Source organism: Sphingomonas sp. PP-CE-1A-559 (assembly GCF_004340965.1).
Classification (GTDB): domain Bacteria; phylum Pseudomonadota; class Alphaproteobacteria; order Sphingomonadales; family Sphingomonadaceae; genus Sphingomonas.
On sequence record NZ_SLYA01000001.1, the window covers coordinates 1,041,023 to 1,060,379 of the forward strand.

The following is a 19,357-nucleotide window of genomic DNA, read 5'->3' on the forward strand; positions in this document are numbered from 1 at the left end:
TGACACGATGACACAGCGGCTCGACCGCGCGACTGCGGCGCGATTTGCCGGGCTGACGCTGGGGCATCTGACGCGCGAATGGCCGTACAAGCTCGACCAAGTGCTCGACGGGCCCGGCGACCTGGCGCTGCCGAAGACGCTGCATCCGGTGTTTCATGGCAGTTTCGACTGGCATAGCTGCGTGCATGGCTGGTGGCAGGTGATGCGCCTCGCGCGCCTGTATCCAGGCATGGTGGAGGCCGCCGCGGTCGAGGCGTTGGCGGACCGGATGCTGGTGCCCGCGCTGATCGCGGGCGAGGTGGCGTATCTCGATCGGCCGGGCACGGGCGGTTTCGAGCGGCCTTATGGCTGGGGCTGGTTGCTCGCGCTGCACGCCGAGTTGGCGCTCCGGCCCGATCGACCCTGGGCGGCGGCGGTCGAGCCGTTGGCACGCGCATTCGCGGCCCGGTTCGCAGCGTATCTGCCAAAACTGATCTACCCCGTGCGGAGCGGGAAGCATGACTGCACCGCGTTCGCTCTCGTCCACGCGCTGCGCTGGGCGCGGACGCACGACGCGTCGCTCGCCGCGTTGATCGAGGCGCGCGCGCTGGACTGGTACGGGGACGATCGCGACTGCCGCCCGTTCGAGCCGAGCGGGGAGGATTTCCTGTCGGCGACGCTGTGCGAGGCGGCGTTGATGAAGGACGTGCTCGGGGCGGACTTCGCGCCGTGGTTGGCGGCGTTCCTGCCCGATCCGTTCGGTCCGGCAACCGCGTGCCTGCGCTCCCCCGCGATCGTCAGCGACCGGTCCGACGGCCGCCTCGCGCATCTCGATGGCGTGAACCTGTCGCGCGCGTGGTGCTGGCGGACGATCGCCGACGCGCTGCCAGATCCTGCCGCCGCCCGCGCGATCGCCGACGCACACCTGGCAGAGGCACTGCCGCATCTCGCGGACGATTACATGGGCGAGCATTGGCTGGCGACGTTCGCGCTGCTCGCGCTGGAGGCGGAATGATCTGAAGAGAAGGGGCTGGCGTAGCGGACCGCGCTGCCTACAGTCGCATCACTCAACGATAAGAGAGTGATGATGCAAAGACGCCTGCCGTTCCTGGCCTTGCTGGCCCTTTCCACGACCGCGCTGGCGCAGACTCCGGCCCCCGCTACCGATCCGAATGCGTATCTCGAGGACATCCACGGCACGCGTGCGCTCGATACCGTCAAGCGGTGGAACACGCAGTCGCTCGCCGCGCTCGAAGCCAAGCCCGGCTATGCGCGCTACCGCCAGCGTGCGCTCGACCTGTTGCAGGCGGACCGCCAGATCGCGACACCCGACCAGATCCTCGGCGATCAGGTGCTGAACCTGTGGCAGGACAAGACGAACGTGCGCGGCCTCTGGCGGGTGGCCTCGCTCGCGTCGTTCACCAGCGGCAAGCCGGTATGGCGGACGCTGATCGACGTCGATGCGCTGGGCAAGGCGGAGGGCAAGAGCTGGGTGTGGAAGGGCGCGACGTGTCGCTCGCCGTCCTACGATCGCTGCATGGTGGCGCTGTCGAACGGCGGCGGCGATGCGGTCGAGGAGCGTGAGTTCGACATCCCCACGGGCAAGTTCGTCGCGGACGGCTTCGTCGTACCGAGCTTCAAGACCGGGCTGAACTGGGCCGGGCCGGACGCGCTGTACGTGGCGACCGATTTCGGCGGCGGCAGCCTCACCAAGTCGGGCTATCCGCGGACCGTGAAGCGGTGGCAGCGCGGCACGCCGCTCTCGGCCGCGGCCACCGTGACGAGCGCGACGGCGGATGATGTCGGGATCGAGACCAACGTCTTCACGGATGGCGACCGGCGCTATCCGCTAGTGTCACGCAACGTCGATTTCTTCCATTCGAAGCGCAGTCACATCGCCGAGAATGGCCGGCTGGTGCCGTCGCCGTTGCCCGACGATGCCGAGATCAACGCCGTCCTCGATGGCCGGTTGATCGCGACACTGGCGTCCGACTGGAAGGGGATTCCGAGCGGGTCGGTCGTGGCGTATTCGATTGCCGACGTGCTAGCAGGCCGCACGCCGACGATCGAGCGCGTGCTGGTACCGACCGCGACGCAGGCGGTGGAGCAGGTCGATTCGAGCAAGTCGGTGCTATGGGTGAAGATGCTCGACGACGTCTCGGGCCGGCTCGTATCGCTGACGCGCGGCGCGGACGGCGTCTGGACGCAAGGCGTCGCGGCGTTGCCGACCGCATCGACGATCCATCTCGAAGCGACCGCGGGCAAGGACGATGTCGCCTTCGCGGTGGTCGAGAGCTTCCTCAGCCCGCCCGCGCTCTATGCCGTCCGCCCCAACGCGAAGCCGGTGGCGGTCGATACGCTGCCCGCGCGGTTCGACGCCTCGATGATGCAAGTCGAACAGCGGTTCGCGACCTCGAAGGACGGGACGAAGATCCCGTATTTCCTCGTGCGCAAGAAGGGCGCGCCAGGATCCGGGGGCGGCCCGGTGCCCGCGCTGGTCCACGCCTATGGCGGGTTCCGCAACGCGCAGACGCCGACCTACCTCGTCGACCAGCCCTATCGCTCGGGTCCGGCGGGGCTGTTCTGGGTCGAGGAGGGCAACGCGTTCGTGCTCGCCAACATCCGTGGCGGTGGCGAATACGGGCCGCGCTGGCACCAGATGCCGCTGCGCGAGAACCGGCAAAAGGCGTATGACGATCTTCACGCGGTCGGCGACGATCTGGTCCGCACCGGTGTCAGTGCGAAGCGGAAGATCGCGGTCTCGGGCCGCTCGAACGGTGGCCTGCTGGTCGGCGTCGCGATGGAGCAGCGGCCCGACCTGTATGGCGCGATCGTCATGGGATCGCCGTTGCTCGACATGCAGCGCTATTCGCATCTGTCGGCAGGCGCATCGTGGATCGGCGAATATGGCGACCCGGACAAGCCCGCGGACTGGGCGTTCATCTCGCAATACTCGCCCTATCAGAACCTGAAGCGCGGCGTGCAATACCCGACGCCGTTCATCTACACCTCGACCGAGGACGACCGAGTCCACCCCGGCCACGCGCGCAAATTCGCCGCGCGGCTGGAGGCGTACGGCGACCCGTTCTTCTATTACGAGAACCCCGAAGGCGGCCACGCGGCGGGCGCCGACAAGATCGAGGACGCCAAGCGCGCCGCGCTCGTCACCGTCTATCTGAACGCACAACTCGCCCCACAGCGCTGATCGTCAGGAATCCATGATGCGTAATTTCCGTCTGTTGCTCGGCGCCGCGATGCTCGCGCTGCCCGTCTCGTCGATCCCTGCGCCCGTGCTTGCCGCGCAAGCCGAAACGAGCGCGTTCGCGTTGCTGTCGAAGCGCTATGTCGACGGCCTTGCCCGCCTCAATCCGTCGTCGGCGACATCGCTCGGCGATCACCGCTTCGACACGCAGGTCACCGACATGTCCGCCGCAGGGCGTGCCAGGCGTGAGGCGTTCTCGAAGGCGATGCTCGCCGATCTCCAGCGGATCGACCGCAAGGCCCTGTCGCGCGAGGAGCAGGTCGACGCGGCGCTGCTCGACAATGCGCTTCGCTATGACATCTGGGATACCGAGACGCTCGGCGGATGGGCGTGGGATCCGCAGGTCTATAACGACATCGCCGGCAGCTCGCTCTATTCGCTCGCGGCCCGCGATTTCGCGCCGTGGCCGCAGCGCCTGAACGCGGCGACCGCGCGGATGGAGGCGCTCCCCGCCTTGCTGGCACAGGCGCGCGCGAACATCGTCCCCGCCCGCGTGCCGTCGATCTACGCGACGACCGTGGCGAAGCAGAACAGCGGCATCGTCGACATCGCCGAGACCATGCTCGCCCCGCACAAGAGCGAATTGTCCGCAGCGGACGCCAAGCGTTTCGATGCCGCGCTCGCAAAACTGAAGGCGGCGGTCGCCGAGCACCAGGTCTGGCTCGACAAGACGCTCGTCCCCGGCGCGAAGGGCGACTTCCGCCTCGGCGCGGCGCTCTACGACAAGAAGCTTGGCTTCGCGCTGCAATCCGACCTCACCCGGGCCGAGATCAAGCGACGCGCGCAGGCCGCGATCGTCGACACGCGCGCGCAGATGTACGCGATCGCGCGCCAGATATTCGGCGCCAAGAAGGGCGCGCTGCTGCTTCCCGACAAGCCGTCCGAAGCGCAGCAACAGGCCGCGATCCAGCTCGCGCTCGAACTCACCTATGCCAAGCGCCCCGCCCGCGACGGCATGATCGACGCCTCGACCAAGGCACTGGCGCAGGCGACCGCCTTCGTCCGCGAGAAGGGGCTGGTCGGCATGCCCGACAGCCCGGTGAAGATCATCACCATGCCCAAGTTCCAGCAGGGCGTCGCAGTTGCGTACTGCGATTCACCCGGCCCGCTGGAAAAGAATCTCGGCACGTTCTTCGCCGTCTCGCCGATCCCCGACGACTGGACCGAGGCGCAGGCAACCTCGTTCCTTAGTGAATATAACGACTACATGATCCACGATCTCGCCGTGCACGAAGCGATGCCGGGGCATTATCTCCAGCTCGCGCACGCCAATGCGACTCAGTCGACGCTGCGTGCGGTGCTTGGCTCGGGGCCGTTCGTCGAGGGCTGGGCGGTGTATGCCGAGGGCATGATGGCGGACGAGGGCTATCTGAACGGCGATCCGCTGTTCAAGCTCACCGTGCTCAAGATGCGGCTTCGGTCGATCTCGAACTCGCTGCTCGACATCGGCATCCACACCGAAGGCATGACGCGCGACCAGGCGATGCAGCTGATGACGCACACCGCGTTCCAGCAGGAGCGCGAGGCGGCGGGCAAATGGGTCCGCGCTTCGCTCGGCTCGACGCAGTTGCTGAGCTATTTTACGGGCTATTCGGAGCACATGGCGTTGCGGGAAGAGGCGAAGAAGCGGCAGGGCGCGGCGTTCGATCTCAAGCGCTACAACGACGCGCTGCTCGCGCATGGTTCGCCCCCGGTGCGCTACGTCCGCGAACTGCTGTTCGACCTGCCGATCGGATGACGGCAGGAGGGTGCGCGTAACGCATATCCCGTGGTCGATCCGTTCATCGGCACGGGCGGCGAGGGGCATGTCTTGCCCGGTGCAGTACGCCGTTCTGATCCCACCGCGACCCTATCGATGATGCCGTATCGAGAATGCCGTCGTGATCGTCGTTGGGTTCGCCCGTCCGGACGCAGAGCGATTGACGCGGATCGCACGACGCCGACAGCATATGGTTTCATACAGTGGCCACGGTAACGGGCGCACGCTTTCAGATTGTCATAGCCCATGCGTCTTCCTCGCCTGTTCAGCCGCCCGTCGAACGACATGGCGATCGATCTCGGAACGGTGAACACCGTCGTCTATCTGCGCGGTCAGGGCATCGTCCTGAACGAACCGTCGGTGGTGGCGATCGAAACGCGCAATGGCGTCCAGCAGGTGCGCGCGGTGGGCGCCGAAGCGAAATTGATGATGGGCAAGACGCCCGACGGGATCGAGACCATCCGGCCGATGCGTGACGGCGTGATCGCCGATCTCGACGTCGCCGAGCAGATGATCAAGTTCTTCATCGAAAAGGCGCATGGCGGGCCCAGCCGACTGCCACGCCATCCCGAGATCGCGATCTGCATCCCGTCCGGCGCGACCCTGGTCGAGCGTCGCGCGATACGCCAGGCGGCGTCCAACGCCGGGGCGCGCAACGTGTATCTGATCGAAGAGCCGATGGCGGCGGCGATCGGTGCCGGACTGCCGGTGACCGAGCCGGTCGGGGCGATGGTCGTCGATATCGGCGGTGGCACGACCGAAGTGGCGGTGCTGTCGCTGCGAGGGCTTGCCTACAGCACGTCGGCGCGGGTCGGCGGCGACAAGATGGACGAAGCGATCAGTTCGATGATTCGTCGCAAGCACAATCTCATGATCGGCGAAGCCACTGCCGAGCGTGTGAAGCTGGCGGTCGGCATGGCGCGGATGCCGGAGGATGGAATCGGCGAGGTCATGCGCGTCAAGGGACGCGACCTGCGCGCAGGGGTACCACGCGAGATCGAGGTGACGCAGGCGGATATCGCGGCGTCGTTGGCGGATCTGATCGGCCAGATCGTCGAAACCGTGCTGACTGCACTGGAGAAGACCGAACCCGAATTAGCCGCCGACATCTGCGATCAGGGGATCGTCATGACGGGCGGCGGATCGCTGCTCGCGCGGATCGACGAAGTATTGTCGGACGCGACGGGACTGCCCGTCACGGTCGCCGAGAACGCGCTGACCTGCGTTGCGATCGGTGCGGGCCGCGCGATGGAAGAGCCTGTCTATCAAGGCGTGATGACCGAAATCTGATTTACCGGAACACCGGCGCTTTGCGGTTTCAGTAACGTCCACTGCACTGCACGTCGTGAAGGTCTCGAACCCGACATCGGTATTCAAGCGCTTGGCTCGATGACGGACAAAGGGGTTGGTGGGCCCGGCAGGAATCGAACCCGCAACCTAGCCGTTATGAGCGGCCAGCTCTAACCGTTGAGCTACAGGCCCCACCGGCGCCTGCGTTAGCGCAAGCGATCCGCCCGCAAAAGGGCGCACAAGCAAAACGGCAAAGAAAAAGGGCGCTCCCGAAGGAACGCCCTTTCCGACACTAATACTCTATCGAGCGCGAACGCCCGACAGGGTCTTAGTTCATGTTGTCGGTCTTCTCGTCGGCAGCGTCACGGACGTTGTCGGCAGCTGCGTTCATGTTGTCAGCAGCGTTCTCGAGCACGTCGGTAGCGACTGCGTTCGAGGTGTTATCCGCCATGGCGTCCATGTTGTCAGCCTGCATTTCCATGTTGTCAGCCAGCATGTCCGCGTTGTTCTCAACTGCGGCGGCTTCTGGCGACTTGCTGCAGGCTGCGACGGACATCAGGCCGGCGGCAGCAGCGATCAGAACGATCTTCTTCATTCGAATGCTCCCAAGCATAGTTTCACTCGCGGCCGACCCGATTGCCGTCGCGAAGTCACGTCAAATAGCGGCCCCCGGCGGGCGGTCAATCCGCTAAATTCATCTGTCCGCAAGGTTTGCGGCAGAACGATGACAGATTGGTTCATGCAATTCGTCACTTCTGGGGCACAATTGACCCGATTTCCTCGGGCGCATTGGCCACTGTCGCGATCACCGTGGTCCAGGCCGCGACGTTCTGACGGAGCTGTTCGGGGTCAATCAGATCCAGCGTGTCCTCGGGCGTATGGTGGTAGTCGAAGTAGCGCAGGCCCGACTGGTTGAGGTCGATTCCAGCGACCCCCGTGGCGATCACCGGGCCGACATCGGTGCCGCCATGGGGGGCGTCGGCACCGCGGACGATCCCGAGCGGGGCGAGCGCGACCGCCAGGCGATCCTCGATCGGCTTGGCGGCGTCGGGCAGGCTGCTCTCGAACCGCCAGACGCGATCGGCACCGAAATCCGATTCGGCGGCGGTCGCGTGGCGTTCGCCCGCATGTGCCTTGGCGTAGGCGGCTCCGCCGAAGCCGCCGCTCTCCTCGTCGCCGAACCAGACGACGCGGATCGTGCGGCGTGGGCGCTGGTCGCCGTCCATGACGATCTTGGCAGCCGCCGCGGTGATCGCGATGCCCGCGCCGTCATCGATTGCGCCGGTGCCGAGATCCCAGCTGTCGAGATGGCCACCGACCAGCACGATCCCGGCCTTGGGATCGCTGCCAGGGACTTCGGCGACGACGTTGCCCGATTCGCGCATACCGACCTGCTTGTCTTCCAGGACCAACTTCAGCGTCACGGGCTTGCCGAGCTTGACCAGCCGTTCGACATGCTCCGCGTCCGCGACGGACAGCGCCGCCGCAGGGATCGGCGTCACGCCCGTGTCGAAATTGGTGTTGCCCGCGTGCGGTCCGCGGCCGTGATCGGTGCCGATCGACCGGATCACGATCGCCGCCGCACCCTTCTTGGCGGCGACGTTCGGTCCGACGAAGCGCGCGGTGCCCTGCGATCCATAGCTCGATCCGTCCTGGGTCGGCTGCATCGCGTTCGACACGAAGGCGATCTTGCCCTTCAGGCTGCCGTCGGCGGCGAGCGCCAGATCGTTGTATGTCGCGAAATACACGATCGGCAGGGTCAGCCCGCCCGGCGGCGTCGCGCCCGAATTGCCGAGGCCGACCAGATGCAGCTTCTGCGCATAGGGGGCGACCAGCTCACCACTCTCCGTGCCGCGCGACCAGACCGGCAGCTGGTATGGCTCGATCCGCACGTTCTTGAACCCCAGCGCCTTCAGCTTTGCGACCGACCAGGCGCGCGCCCGCGGTGCCGCCTCGGTGCCGGTCATGCGCGGGCCGACCTCGGTCGTGATCCCCTCGACGATCTTGTACGCCGTATCGTCGGTCAGCGCCTTGTCGCGCAGTGCAGCAACCTTCGCGTCGACCGCGGTTGCCGGGGCAGCGGTGCGCTGCGCGGCAAGAGGAACGGCGGTGATTGCGGCACAGGCCGCCAGAAATGGTGCGATACGCGTCATCAGCAATTCCCCTTGGTGTCGGCCTCCTTCGTTAGGTCCCAGCTCGCGCGTTGCCAACCTTCGCGGCTGCCCTTACATGCGCAGATCAATCCCTCCCTCACGAACACCCGAACGGAGACCCCCGTGGCCGGCCAATACGCCTATGTCATGAAGGACATGACGAAGACCTTCCCCGGCGCGCCCAAGCCGGTGCTGTCGAACATCAATCTGCAATTCTATCATGGCGCCAAGATCGGCATCGTAGGCCCCAACGGCGCGGGCAAGTCGACGCTGATCAAGATCATGGCCGGCATCGACAAGGACTATACCGGCGAGGCCTGGCCGGGCGAGAACGTTACCGTCGGCTATCTGGAGCAGGAGCCGCAGCTCGACGCCACCAAGACCGTGCTGGAGAACGTCAAGGACGGCGCGCGCGGTGTCGCGGACATGGTCGATCGCTTCAACGCGATCTCCGCCGAGATGGGCGATCCCCAGGACGACACCGACTTCGACGCGCTGCTGGAGGAGATGGGGACGCTTCAGGAGCAGATCGACGCGATCGACGGCTGGACGCTCGACAACCAGCTCGAGGTTGCAATGGAGGCGCTGCGTTGCCCGCCGGGCGACTGGCCGGTCGACAAGCTGTCGGGTGGTGAGAAGCGCCGCGTCGCGCTGACCCGCCTGCTGATCCAGAAGCCGGGTATCCTGCTGCTGGACGAGCCCACCAACCATCTCGACGCGGAAAGCGTCCAGTGGCTGGAGAACCATCTGAAGGATTATGCGGGCGCGGTGCTGATGATCACCCATGACCGTTATTTCCTCGACAACGTCGTTGGCTGGGTGCTCGAACTCGATCGCGGCAAGTATTTCCCGTATGAGGGGAATTACTCGACGTATCTCGAGAAGAAGGCCAAGCGCCTCGAGCAGGAGGATCGTGAGGAGTCCGGTCGTCAGACCGCGATCAAGAACGAGCTCGAATGGATTCGTCAGGGTGCCAAGGCGCGCCAGACCAAGTCCAAGGCGCGTATCGCCAACTTCGAACGCCTCGTCTCCGCACAGGAGAACCGCTCGCCGGGCAAGGCGCAGATCGTCATCCAGGTGCCCGAGCGTCTCGGCGGCAAGGTCATCGAGCTCGAGAACGTCTCCAAGGCTTACGGCGACAAGCTGCTGTTCGAGAACCTTTCGTTCACGCTGCCCGCGGGCGGTATCGTTGGCGTCATCGGTCCCAACGGCGCCGGCAAGTCGACGCTGTTCAAGCTGATCACTGGGCAGGAGACGCCGGACAGCGGCACGATCGACAAGGGTTCGACCGTGCGGCTTGGCTATGTCGACCAGAGCCGCGATCATCTCGACGACAAGAAGAACGTCTGGGAAGAAATTTCCGACGGCCTCGACTCGATGAAGGTCAACGGGTTCGACCAGTCGACGCGCGCCTATGTCGGCGCGTTCAACTTCAAGGGCCAGGACCAGCAGAAGAACGTCGGCAAGCTGTCGGGCGGCGAGCGCAACCGCGTCAACATCGCCAAGATGTTGAAGCGCGGCGGCAACGTGCTGCTGCTCGACGAGCCCACCAACGATCTCGATGTCGAGACCTTGGGCGCGCTCGAGGAAGCGATCGAGAATTTCGCAGGGTGCGCGGTGGTGATCAGCCACGATCGCTTCTTCCTGGATCGTCTCGCCACGCACATCCTGGCGTTCGAGGGCAACAGCCATGTCGAATGGTTCGAGGGCAATTTCGAATCCTACGAAGAGGACAAGCGCCGCCGTCTGGGCGATGCGGCGGATCGTCCTACCGCGCTGTCTTATAAGAAGCTGACGCGCTGACCCGATGTTGCGGGGGCTCGACGAGGAACTGGTCGCTCACAAATACGCGCACGTCGAGCGCGAGCGCCGGTTTCTCGTCGACTCTGCGCGTCGGCCCGATCTGGCCGATGCGCCGTATATCCTGATCGAGGACCGGTACATCGAAGGCACGCGGCTGAGGCTGCGCGCCATGACCGATAGCGTGTCGGGACGCGTGGTCCTGAAGATCGGCAAGAAATACGACGTTGCCGATGTGCTGAGCAGGCCGACGGTCACGACGTATCTCGATCGGGACGAGTATGACCTGCTGGCGAAATTGCCGGCACGATCATTGAGGAAACGCCGGTATCCGGTGGGGGCGGACTTCGGCATCGATTTGTTCGAAGGAGCGCTCGCCGGGCTCGAACTCGCAGAGGTCGAGCAGGACGACTCGGCCGCCTTGACGTCGATCGTCAGCCCCGAATTGGCAATCGCGGAGGTCACGCATGATCCGCGATTTCAGGGTGGGCGATTGAGCCTGCTGGATGCGGCAGGCGTGACGAGACTTATTGCCAGTAACATCGAGTGAGTATGACGGTTATCGAACAATCTCCCGGTGGCGATCGGCCACCCGGCGCTGGCGAACTGGAATATCGTCTTCGCCAGCAGTCGATCCTTGCCGATTTCGGGATCGAGGCGCTGCGGGCGCGGGATCTGCAGCCGATGTTGCAGCGCGCGACCGAGTTGTGCGGCGAGGGGATGCGGTCGCAATACTGCAAGTTCCTCGAATACCGTCCCGAACAGAACACCTTGTTGGTCCGCGCCGGGATCGGCTGGGCGCCGGGGGTGGTCGGGTCGACCGAGATGCGGACCGATCTTGGCTCGCCGGCGGGGTTCGCGCTGGAGACCGGGCTGCCGGTAATCTCGAACCACCTTGAGAACGAGCAGCGCTTCCGGACGCCGGAGTTCATGGCGCAGCACAATATCCGCCGCGCGATCAATGTGCTGGTCGAGACCTCGGGCAAGCGCTTCGGCGTGCTCGAAGTCGACAGCCCCGACGAAGGCAAGTTCGAGCCCGCCGATTTCGCGTTCATGCAGGGGTTTGCGAACCTCATCGGCGTGGCGATCGAGCGGCAGCAGGCGGAGCAGCGGCTGAGCGAGGCGATGGAGCACCAGGAGTTGCTCACGCGCGAAGCTAGCCACCGGGTGAAGAACAGTCTTGCCTTGGTGTCGGCCATGCTCAACCTCCAGATGCAGGAGGATGACGATCCGCGGATCCGGCGGCTGCTGGGCGATGCGCAGGCGCGGATCACCGCGATCGCACAGACGCACGACCAGCTCTGGCGTGGCGATCAGGTCGGCATCGTCGCGCTCAACGATCTGGTCTGCGGGATCGCTACGGGGCTGGGCGAGCAGTCGCTCACTCACCGGATCGACTGCGATATCGAGGCGATCCTGATCAGCGCGGACGTGGCGATCCCGATGGGGCTGCTGGTTACCGAACTGGTCACCAACGCGATCAAATATGCGTATGGCGACGACGGCGGCGTGATTTGGGTCACGGTGCGGAGTGCTGACGGGCGGATCGTGCTGACCGTGTCCGACGAGGGCGGCGGGTTGCCGGCCGACTTCGACTTGAAGACGGCATCGCGGAAAAGCCTCGGCATGCGGATGATCGGCAGCCTCGCGCGTCAGTTGCGCGGGACTGTGACGATCGAGAATGCTGCGGTCGGGACGTGTGCGACGCTCGACGTGCCCGATCCGCGGGTCGAGGAAGCCTCGCCATCCTGACGAAAGTCAGGACCCAGAGCTCAAAGGGCGTCACTCGTAACTCTGGATCCTGACTATCGTCAGAATGACGGGGTTTTATCGTTCTCCTGCGAACGCAGGAGTCCAGGGTAATGAAGCGTGACGATCGTGACCCTGGGCTCCTGCGTTCGCAGGAGAACGATGGTTTATGCTGCTACGGCATCCGCTCTGGTCGCCATCCACGCTTCGGCCTTTGCCAGCGCGGGGGCGTCGTCGACGTCGATCCAGTCGATGTCGCTGCAATCCACGATCCGGGCGAGACCTTGTGCGGCCAGCAGACGGACGCCTTCGGTCAAAGACGGGCTCGTCAGCGTAGCCAGCGCATCCGACAGCGCAGGGCCGATCGCGAAGACGCCGGTGTCGTAGCAGTCGTGCGGTTCGAGGCCCTTGCCGATCGCGACGATGCGGTCGCCTTCGGTGGCGACGCAGGTGACGTCCTCGGGATCAACCCAGTCATGGCCGAGACGTCGGTCGATGCCGAGCCGGAGGCCGCCGCCAGCGCCGGCCTTCGCCATGCGCGCGTAAAGTTCGGGACTGACGAGGTGGTCGCACATCGCGAGTATCGCTTCGCTGCCGCCGAGCGCATCGCGCGCCGCCAGTACCGAAACGCCGTTGGGTTCGCGGTGATCCGCGAGAACCGTCTCTACCTTCAACGGCCAACGCCGGCTCGCGAGATACGCTTCGATCGCCTCGCGCCCGTAGCTCACCGTCACGATCGCCCGCGCGAATCCAGCCTCGGCCAGCCCTTCAAGCGCGTGGGCGATCAAAGGCCGCCCCGCAACCGAGCAGAGCGGCTTGTACGGGGCGGACGAACGAAGGCGGCTGCCTTCCCCGGCGGCGAGGATGATCGCCGTTTGAATCCGGGGCGTGTCGATCATCTCAGGCGGCCTTGATGAACCGCTCGACTTCGATCTGCGCGAGATCGTCGGTCATCTGCGTGCGCGGATGCTTGCAGAAATAGGCCGAGGCAGGGTCGATCACGCCGGCGATGCCGCGATCCTTGGCGATCTTGGCGCAGCGGATCATGTCGATCGCGACACCCGCCGAGTTGGGGCTGTCCTCGACCGAGAGGCGCAGCTCGATGTTCATCGGCACGCCGCCGAACAGCTGGCCTTCCATACGCAGGAAGCAGACCTTGTTGTCGTTCTGCCAGGGCACGTAATCCGACGGACCGATATGGACGTTGTCGTCGTCCATGCGCTCGGCGGCGACCGACTGCACGGCTTCGGTCTTCGAGATCTTCTTCGACTCGAGCCGGCGATGGTTCGACATGTTGAGGAAGTCGGTGTTGCCGCCGGTGTTGAGCTGATACGTACGATCCAGCTTCACGCCGCGCTTGGCGAACAGGTCGGTCAGCACGCGGTGGACGATCGTCGCGCCAAGCTGCGCCTTGATGTCGTCGCCGATGATCGCAACGCCGGCGTCTTCGAACTTCTTCGCCCAAACGGGGTTCGAGGCGATGAACACGGGGATGTTGTTGACGAACGCCACGCCTGCTTCGATCGCGCACTCGGCGTAGAATTCGGTGGCTTCCTGCGAACCGACCGGCAGGTAGTTCATGAGAACATCGGCGCCCGACGCCTTCAGCTCGGCGATAACCTCTTCACGGGTCGGCTCGGCGGCGTCGGAGACCAGGAACGTGCGGTCGTCCTTGAAGTCGGCCATGTGGTCGGCGACGCCGTCCAGCTTCTTGCCCATCTTCACGATCGTGCCGGTGTTGCCGACATTGGGTGCGAACACCGCGGTGCAGTTTGGCTTGGCGAAGATCGCCTCGGCGACGTCCTTGCCGACCTTGCGACGATCGACGTCCCAGGCCGCGACGACCTTGATGTCGCTCGGCTTGTAGCCGCCCATGTCGAAATGCATCAGGCCAACCTGGTCGTTTGCCCCCTCGCGATAATGCTCGAGGCCCTGGACGAGCGAACTCGCGCAGTTGCCGATGCCGACCACGGCGATCCGAATGCTATTCATTACTGACCCTGTTCCTTACGAAAGATGCATGCGCGACGCGGTCTTTGGTCGCGTTGCGGAGGTATTACGAACGAAAGCCCGCTCGACACGACGGTGCCAGACGAGCCCGACGATGGCCACGAGCGTCAAAGGGACGATCTCGAACCACCAGAAGATGCGTGGGTTGCCCGCGAAGCAGGCGACGAAGATCGCCCATACCCGGACATTCGCGGTAAGCAAGGCCATGAAGCGCAACGGCGCGACGGCGCGGGCACCGTACAGGGCGCCAAGCGCGATCGGATCCGCCGACTGACCGAGCGTGCGCTCGAACGGCATGGCGATCCGGTCGATGCTGCTCGCGACGCCATCATAGAAGCGGACCAGCGCGTTGCCGGTCGGAACGGGAAGCGCTTCGAGCGCCACGCCCTTGATGCGACGATGGAAGCGCGAGCGCTCGCCCTCGTACATGTTCGACTGGACGGCGTGTGCGCCACCAGCGGCAAAAGCGAGGACCCAGGCCTCGGGCGTGTCGATCGTCAGCGCGAGCGAGATGTAGATCAGCGCGAAGACGCCGTGATCGCATAATCCGTCGAGCATCCTGCCGAGCGGGCTCGCGGTCTTGGTCGCGCGGGCAACCATGCCGTCGAGTCCGTCGGCGATCAGCCAGCCCATTGACAGCACCAGGCCGACCAGCGCGAGCGCCCAGTTTCCCCACTGCGTGTACGCCAGCGCGGCTGCTCCACCGAGGCAAAGCCCCGCCACCGACACCGAATTGGCCGAAATTCCACGCGCCAACGCGAGCGGCAAAAGCGCACGGCCTGCCGGGTGAATCAGCCAAAGGTTAGATGGGATCTCGATCCGGCGATCGCGCGATCCATCCGGTGGAGCCACTGTCATAGGATTTTCATAATGCGCCGGATGGGCGATTTATGCAAGGTGGCGCGGCTGACCTTACGGAACGCTTGACCGCAATTCATCGAGCCAGATCTTGGCAGTTCCATCCGACGGCGCACGCCAGTCGCCACGCGGCGATAGCGCACCGCCTGCCGAGACCTTCGGCCCGTTGGGCATCGCCGACCGCTTGAACTGGCTTGTCGTAAAGAACCGGAACAGGAATTTCTCCAGCCAATGGCGGATCGTAGGCAGGTCGTAGGCGACGCGCGCGTCCGCGGGCAGGTCTTCCGGCCATGCGCCGACGCTCGCATCGCGCCATGCGTGCCAGGCGAGAAAGGCGATCTTCGATGGCGCGAGACCATAACGGATCACGTAATGCGCGAAGAAATCGTTCAGCGCATAGGGCCCGATCATCGACTCGGTGCTCTGCAATGCGCCATCGGTCCCCGCGGGGACGAGCTCGGGCGAAATCTCCTGCGCGAGGATCGTCGACAGGATCGCGTCGGTCGCTGCATCATACTGGTCGGTGCGGATACACCAGCGGATCAGGAACTGGATCAGCGTCTTGGGAACCCCGCTGTTTACCGCGTAATGGCTCATCTGGTCGCCGACGCCATAGGTGCACCAGCCAAGTGCCATCTCGCTGAGATCGCCGGTGCCAAGCACGATCCCGCGCCGCTGGTTGGCGAGGCGGAAGAGGTAGTCGGTGCGCAGACCCGCCTGCACGTTCTCGAAGGTGATGTCGTAGACGGGCTCGCCTTCGCTGAACGGGTGGCCGATGTCCTCCAGCATGCGCGTGGCGGCGGGGCGGATGTCGATCTCTTCGGCGGTGATGCCGAGCGCGCGCATGAGCGCCCACGCGTTCGCCTTGGTGCCTTCGCCAGTCGCGAAGCCGGGCATCGTGAAGCCGAGGATCGCGCTGCGGGGGCGGCCGAGGCGGTCCATCACCTTGGCCGCGACGATCAGCGCATGCGTCGAGTCGAGGCCGCCGGATACCCCAATCACGATCGTCTCGGCGTGCGCGGAGACGAGGCGCTTCGACAGCGCCTCCACCTGGATGTTGAACGCCTCGTAACAGTCGTCGTCGCGCCGCGTCGGGTCGTTGGGGACGAACGGGAATCGGCGAATGGCGCGTTCGAGGCCACTGTCCTCATGCACCGGCGCGTGATCGAACGCGATCCGCCGGAAGCGCGTTTCCGGATTACCCGCGAACACGGCCGCATCGTTGAACGTGCCGGTCCGTAGGCGCTCCGCCGTAATCCGTTCGCAGTCGACGTCGGCGACGACCAGTTCGGGCTCGGTCGAGAACCGCGCCGACTCCGCGATCTGTTCGCCGAGTTCGTGGACCAGTCCCTGGCCGTCCCACGCGACCTCTGTAGTGCTCTCGCCCGGCCCCGCAGCGGAATAGACATAGGCGCAGACCGCGCGGGCCGATTGCGCCGCCGCCAGCATCGCCCGATCGCGCGCCTTGCCGATCACGATGTTCGACGCCGACAGGTTGCAGCAGATCAGCGCACCCGCGAGTGCGCCCGCGGTCGAGGGCGGGGTAGGGGCCCAGTAATCCTCGCAGATTTCGGCATGGAACACGAAGCCGGGCAGGTCGCGCGCGGCGAAGATCAGGTCGGTCCCGAACGGAACGTCGCCGCCGCCGAGGTCGATCGTCAGTCCGATCATACCGGCGCCACTCGCGAACCACCGCTTCTCGTAGAACTCGCGGTAATTCGGCAGGAACGTCTTCGGGACCACGCCGAGCACGCGCCCGCGCGCGATCGCCAGCGCGCAGTTATACAGCCGCCCGTTCCGCACCAGCGCTGCGCCGACCAGCAGCACCGGCCGCAAGGTCGCGCTCGTCTCGACTACCGTCGCGATCGCGGCCAGCGTCGCGCGTTGCTGCGCGGTCTGAAGATGGAGGTCGTCTATCGCGTAGGAGGTGAGGTTCAGCTCCGGGAACACGACGAGGTCGACGCCCTTCGCATCCGCCTCGCGCGCCAAGGCGATCGTAGCCTCGGCATTGGCCCCGGTATCCCCCACCGAAGCCCGCGGCGTCGCGGCGGCAACCCGGATCAGCCCGTGACTATGGATCGCGTAGAATGGATGCGTCATGGAGCACCGATAAACGCCCCGAGCCGGTCACGCCACCGGCTTGCGCAGGTCAGGCACGAACGATGCGCGCGGCGTAACATCCGCGTCTGGCGTAATGGGCCTGCAGATACGCCACGTCCGGCACCGCGAGGAACCGCTCGATCAGCGGGATCAGGTCCGTGCCGGCAACCAGGTCCGCGTCGATCATCTCGTCGTCAGGTCCAAAGGCACGGAGGGATATCGGCCGGCTGCGGATCGCCTCGGGGATCGCGTCGAGCAGGTCCAGCGGTTCCGTCTCCGCCTCGGATACGAAGATCGCGTGGCGAACGGTAGGGCGTGTCGGCCGGCTGATGTTCGTAGTTGATCAGGATCGCCGTCTCACCGATCTCCAGATCGCGTACTGCGATGCGATCGGGGAAGCCGGGCTTGGCGTCGACGACGTATCGTCGGGCGCCCGCTTGCGCGAGGCTGGCATCGGAGGCGCCGAACAGGTGTCGAAACTGGTCGGGGTCGAGCCCCTGAACGCGGAAGGACATGATCGCTCCTCTTGAGTATGAGCGAGTTTCATGTCCCGGATCGGGTGCATGTGCGTCCCGTAGCTTGCTATCAAACGGCTGCGCTTGGACCGATTCCAGTTTTGCTTCGGAGGCTATTTTGACGATCACGATGTTCGGCATCAAGAATTGCGACACGATCAAGAAGGCCCGGACGTGGCTGGATGCGCACGACGTGGACTATGCGTTCCACGACTATAAGACTGCCGGAATCGACGCTGCGCATCTGGACGACTGGATCGGCCGGGTTGGCTGGGAGGTGTTGCTCAATCGTGCGGGGACGACATTCCGCAAACTTCCGGATACGGACCGAGCGGATCTCGATACCGGGAAGGCCACCGCGCTGATGCTGGCGCAGCCGTCGATGATCAAGCGGCCGGTGATCGAGACCGGCAAGACGCTGCTGGTCGGGTTCAAGCCCGAGGCGTATGAGGCGGCGGGGCTGGGGCGCGCCTGAAGGAGATCAGCATGCCGGTTGCAAGTTGGAATGGCCACGAGATCGCTCGATCGGACGACACCGTCGTCGTCGAGGGCAATCATTACTTTCCCGCGGACAGCATCGATGCTGCCTTGCTGGAAGATAGCGCGACGCACTCGAACTGCCCGTGGAAGGGTGTGGCGAGTTACAAGACGTTGGTCGTCGACGGGAAGCGCAATGTCGATGCGGTCTGGTATTATCCAGAGCCGAAGTCGGCAGCTGCCGAGATCAAGGATCGCTATGCGTTCTGGAAGGGTGTCGTCGTCGCGTAAGGACGCGCGCGCCATTTTTTGGATCCTCCCCCGCCAAGGGGAGGTGTCGCCGAAGGTGACGGACGGGAGAATGCGGAACAGGCGTTTCGCTTACCTCCCCCTCCGTCTGGCAAGCGCCAGCAACCTCCCCCTGGCGGGGGAGGATCGGGAAGCTCAGCTTAGATCGCGCCCGAGAACGTGTCGCACTGCTGCGGATCGCCACTGTCCAGCCCGCGCTTCAGCCACGACTGGCGCTGAGCCGACGTCCCATGCGTGAAGCTGTCCGGCACCACGCGACCCTGCGACTGCTTCTGCAACGTGTCGTCGCCGATCGCCTGCGCCGCGGTCATGCCCTCCTGGATATCCCCGGCCTCAAGCCGCGTCTTGTTCGCCGCAGCCCACACGCCGGCGTAGCAATCCGCCTGCAATTCGAGCCGTACCGACAGAGCATTGCCCTCGGTTTCGCTCGCCTGGCGCTGCGCCTGCTGAACCTGCGCGTTGGTACCGAGCAGCTTCTGGATGTGATGGCCGAACTCGTGCGCTATCACGTAATCCTGCGCGAAGTCGCCGTTCGCCTTGAAGCGAGTCGATAGCTCGTTGAAGAAGCTTGTGTCGAGATAGATGCTTTGGTCGGTCGGGCAATAAAACGGCCCCATCGCCGACTGCGCGGCGCCGCAACCCGAGCGACCATTGCCGTCGAAGAACACGAGCTTGGGTGCCTCGAACCGCTGGCCGTTCTTCTGGAAGATCGCCTCCCAGGTATTGTCGGCCGAGCTGAAGGCGTTGCAGGCAGCCTTGCTTTCGGCGTTCAGCGAACAACTCGACTTGGTATCGGAGCCCGAGCGCGGTCCGCTCTGCGTCGTCGGCGCCGACGTCTGTCCGCCACCGAGCAGCCCGCCAAGGCCACCCATGCCGCCGAACACTGCCATCAGGATCAGCACAACGACGATCCCGCCGCACCCGAAGCGGCTGCCGATCATCGGCAAAAGGCCCATCAGCAGGCCGCCACCGCCGCCGCCAAAGCCGCCGCCTCCGCCGCCCGACCCGCGCTGGTCCTCGACGTTGATGTTCGGATCGTAATCGTCGAGCCGCATGGATATGCCCCTTTTCGTTTCTTCTCGGGAACGAAATGCGC

Annotated in this window: 18 protein-coding genes and 1 tRNA gene; 9 read left to right on the forward strand and 10 right to left on the reverse strand. The window is 65.1% G+C overall.

Translation table 11 applies throughout. The annotated features are described in order from the left end of the window. Nucleotides 1-7 precede the first annotated feature (7 nt). From C8J42_RS04750 to C8J42_RS04765, 4 genes are all read left to right on the forward strand, one after another. A complete protein-coding gene (locus C8J42_RS04750) occupies nt 8-994 on the forward strand; it encodes a DUF2891 domain-containing protein (protein WP_133019057.1) in 987 nt (328 codons plus the stop codon). A gap of 72 nt (nt 995-1,066) precedes the next feature. After that, nucleotides 1,067-3,184: a prolyl oligopeptidase family serine peptidase gene (locus C8J42_RS04755; protein ID WP_133019233.1), complete on the forward strand. Its 2,118-nt coding sequence runs from the start codon at nt 1,067-1,069 to the stop codon at nt 3,182-3,184. Nucleotides 3,185-3,200: 16 nt separating this feature from the next. Further along, nucleotides 3,201-4,979 carry a DUF885 domain-containing protein gene (locus C8J42_RS04760; RefSeq protein ID WP_133019058.1) on the forward strand — a complete coding sequence of 593 codons (1,779 nt, stop codon included), beginning with the start codon at nt 3,201-3,203 and terminating at the stop codon, nt 4,977-4,979. A 267-nt stretch (nt 4,980-5,246) separates the two neighbouring features. Next, the gene (locus C8J42_RS04765; RefSeq protein WP_133019059.1) at nt 5,247-6,290 is read left to right on the forward strand and encodes a rod shape-determining protein; all 1,044 of its coding nucleotides are present in this window, start codon (nt 5,247-5,249) and stop codon (nt 6,288-6,290) included. A gap of 116 nt (nt 6,291-6,406) precedes the next feature. Here C8J42_RS04765 and C8J42_RS04770 read toward each other — a convergent pair. The 3 genes from C8J42_RS04770 to C8J42_RS04780 all read right to left on the reverse strand — a co-directional run bounded on the left by C8J42_RS04770 (nt 6,407) and on the right by C8J42_RS04780 (nt 8,443). After that, nucleotides 6,407-6,482, reverse strand: a tRNA-Ile gene (locus C8J42_RS04770). A gap of 136 nt (nt 6,483-6,618) precedes the next feature. Beyond that, nucleotides 6,619-6,885, reverse strand: coding sequence for a hypothetical protein (locus tag C8J42_RS04775; protein WP_031393308.1), 267 nt, complete (start codon nt 6,883-6,885; stop codon nt 6,619-6,621). A gap of 154 nt (nt 6,886-7,039) precedes the next feature. Next, nucleotides 7,040-8,443, reverse strand: coding sequence for a M20/M25/M40 family metallo-hydrolase (locus tag C8J42_RS04780; protein ID WP_133019060.1), 1,404 nt, complete (start codon nt 8,441-8,443; stop codon nt 7,040-7,042). A 123-nt stretch (nt 8,444-8,566) separates the two neighbouring features. Here C8J42_RS04780 and ettA point away from each other — a divergent pair, with 123 nt between their 5' ends. Genes ettA through C8J42_RS04795 form a run of 3 tightly spaced genes read left to right on the forward strand, consistent with a single transcriptional unit; the run spans nt 8,567 to nt 11,995 of the window. Further along, nucleotides 8,567-10,246 carry an energy-dependent translational throttle protein EttA gene (gene ettA, locus C8J42_RS04785; protein ID WP_056062887.1) on the forward strand — a complete coding sequence of 560 codons (1,680 nt, stop codon included), beginning with the start codon at nt 8,567-8,569 and terminating at the stop codon, nt 10,244-10,246. Between the two features lie 4 nt (nt 10,247-10,250). Beyond that, on the forward strand, nt 10,251-10,793 hold the full coding sequence (locus tag C8J42_RS04790) for a hypothetical protein (RefSeq protein ID WP_133019061.1): 543 nt from the start codon (nt 10,251-10,253) through the stop codon (nt 10,791-10,793). Nucleotides 10,794-10,795: 2 nt separating this feature from the next. Next, nucleotides 10,796-11,995: a histidine kinase dimerization/phosphoacceptor domain -containing protein gene (locus tag C8J42_RS04795; protein WP_133019062.1), complete on the forward strand. Its 1,200-nt coding sequence runs from the start codon at nt 10,796-10,798 to the stop codon at nt 11,993-11,995. 164 nt (nt 11,996-12,159) lie between these two features. On the opposite strand, the gene C8J42_RS04800 is transcribed toward C8J42_RS04795, so the two are convergent. From C8J42_RS04800 to C8J42_RS20435, 6 genes are read right to left on the reverse strand one after another with little or no spacing between them, the layout of a single operon-like run. Continuing rightward, nucleotides 12,160-12,891, reverse strand: coding sequence for an NTP transferase domain-containing protein (locus C8J42_RS04800; RefSeq protein ID WP_133019063.1), 732 nt, complete (start codon nt 12,889-12,891; stop codon nt 12,160-12,162). A 1-nt stretch (nt 12,892) separates the two neighbouring features. Further along, nucleotides 12,893-13,984 carry an inositol-3-phosphate synthase gene (locus C8J42_RS04805; RefSeq protein ID WP_056050788.1) on the reverse strand — a complete coding sequence of 364 codons (1,092 nt, stop codon included), beginning with the start codon at nt 13,982-13,984 and terminating at the stop codon, nt 12,893-12,895. A 15-nt stretch (nt 13,985-13,999) separates the two neighbouring features. Then, a complete protein-coding gene (locus C8J42_RS04810) occupies nt 14,000-14,860 on the reverse strand; it encodes a CDP-alcohol phosphatidyltransferase family protein (RefSeq protein ID WP_133019064.1) in 861 nt (286 codons plus the stop codon). Between the two features lie 54 nt (nt 14,861-14,914). After that, on the reverse strand, nt 14,915-16,960 hold the full coding sequence (locus C8J42_RS04815; RefSeq protein ID WP_133019065.1) for an NAD(+) synthase: 2,046 nt from the start codon (nt 16,958-16,960) through the stop codon (nt 14,915-14,917). Between the two features lie 49 nt (nt 16,961-17,009). Further along, complete coding sequence (locus C8J42_RS20330; protein ID WP_347812399.1) at nt 17,010-17,255, reverse strand: DUF1203 domain-containing protein; 246 nt, start codon at nt 17,253-17,255, stop codon at nt 17,010-17,012. Next, nucleotides 17,155-17,475 (reverse strand): DUF1203 domain-containing protein, encoded by a 321-nt coding sequence (locus tag C8J42_RS20435; protein ID WP_243644082.1) that lies wholly within the window; start codon nt 17,473-17,475, stop codon nt 17,155-17,157. Before C8J42_RS20435 ends, C8J42_RS20330 begins: the two co-directional genes overlap by 101 nt. Before the next feature lie 118 nt (nt 17,476-17,593). Here C8J42_RS20435 and C8J42_RS04825 point away from each other — a divergent pair, with 118 nt between their 5' ends. Together C8J42_RS04825 and C8J42_RS04830 are read left to right on the forward strand one after the other, a co-directional pair. Next, complete coding sequence (locus C8J42_RS04825) at nt 17,594-17,950, forward strand: ArsC family reductase (protein ID WP_133019066.1); 357 nt, start codon at nt 17,594-17,596, stop codon at nt 17,948-17,950. 11 nt (nt 17,951-17,961) lie between these two features. Continuing rightward, nucleotides 17,962-18,243, forward strand: coding sequence for a DUF427 domain-containing protein (locus C8J42_RS04830; RefSeq protein WP_133019067.1), 282 nt, complete (start codon nt 17,962-17,964; stop codon nt 18,241-18,243). A gap of 158 nt (nt 18,244-18,401) precedes the next feature. Here the strand turns inward: C8J42_RS04830 and C8J42_RS04835 are convergent, their stop codons facing one another. Beyond that, nucleotides 18,402-19,316 (reverse strand): neutral zinc metallopeptidase, encoded by a 915-nt coding sequence (locus C8J42_RS04835; protein ID WP_133019068.1) that lies wholly within the window; start codon nt 19,314-19,316, stop codon nt 18,402-18,404. Nucleotides 19,317-19,357: the final 41 nt, after the last annotated feature.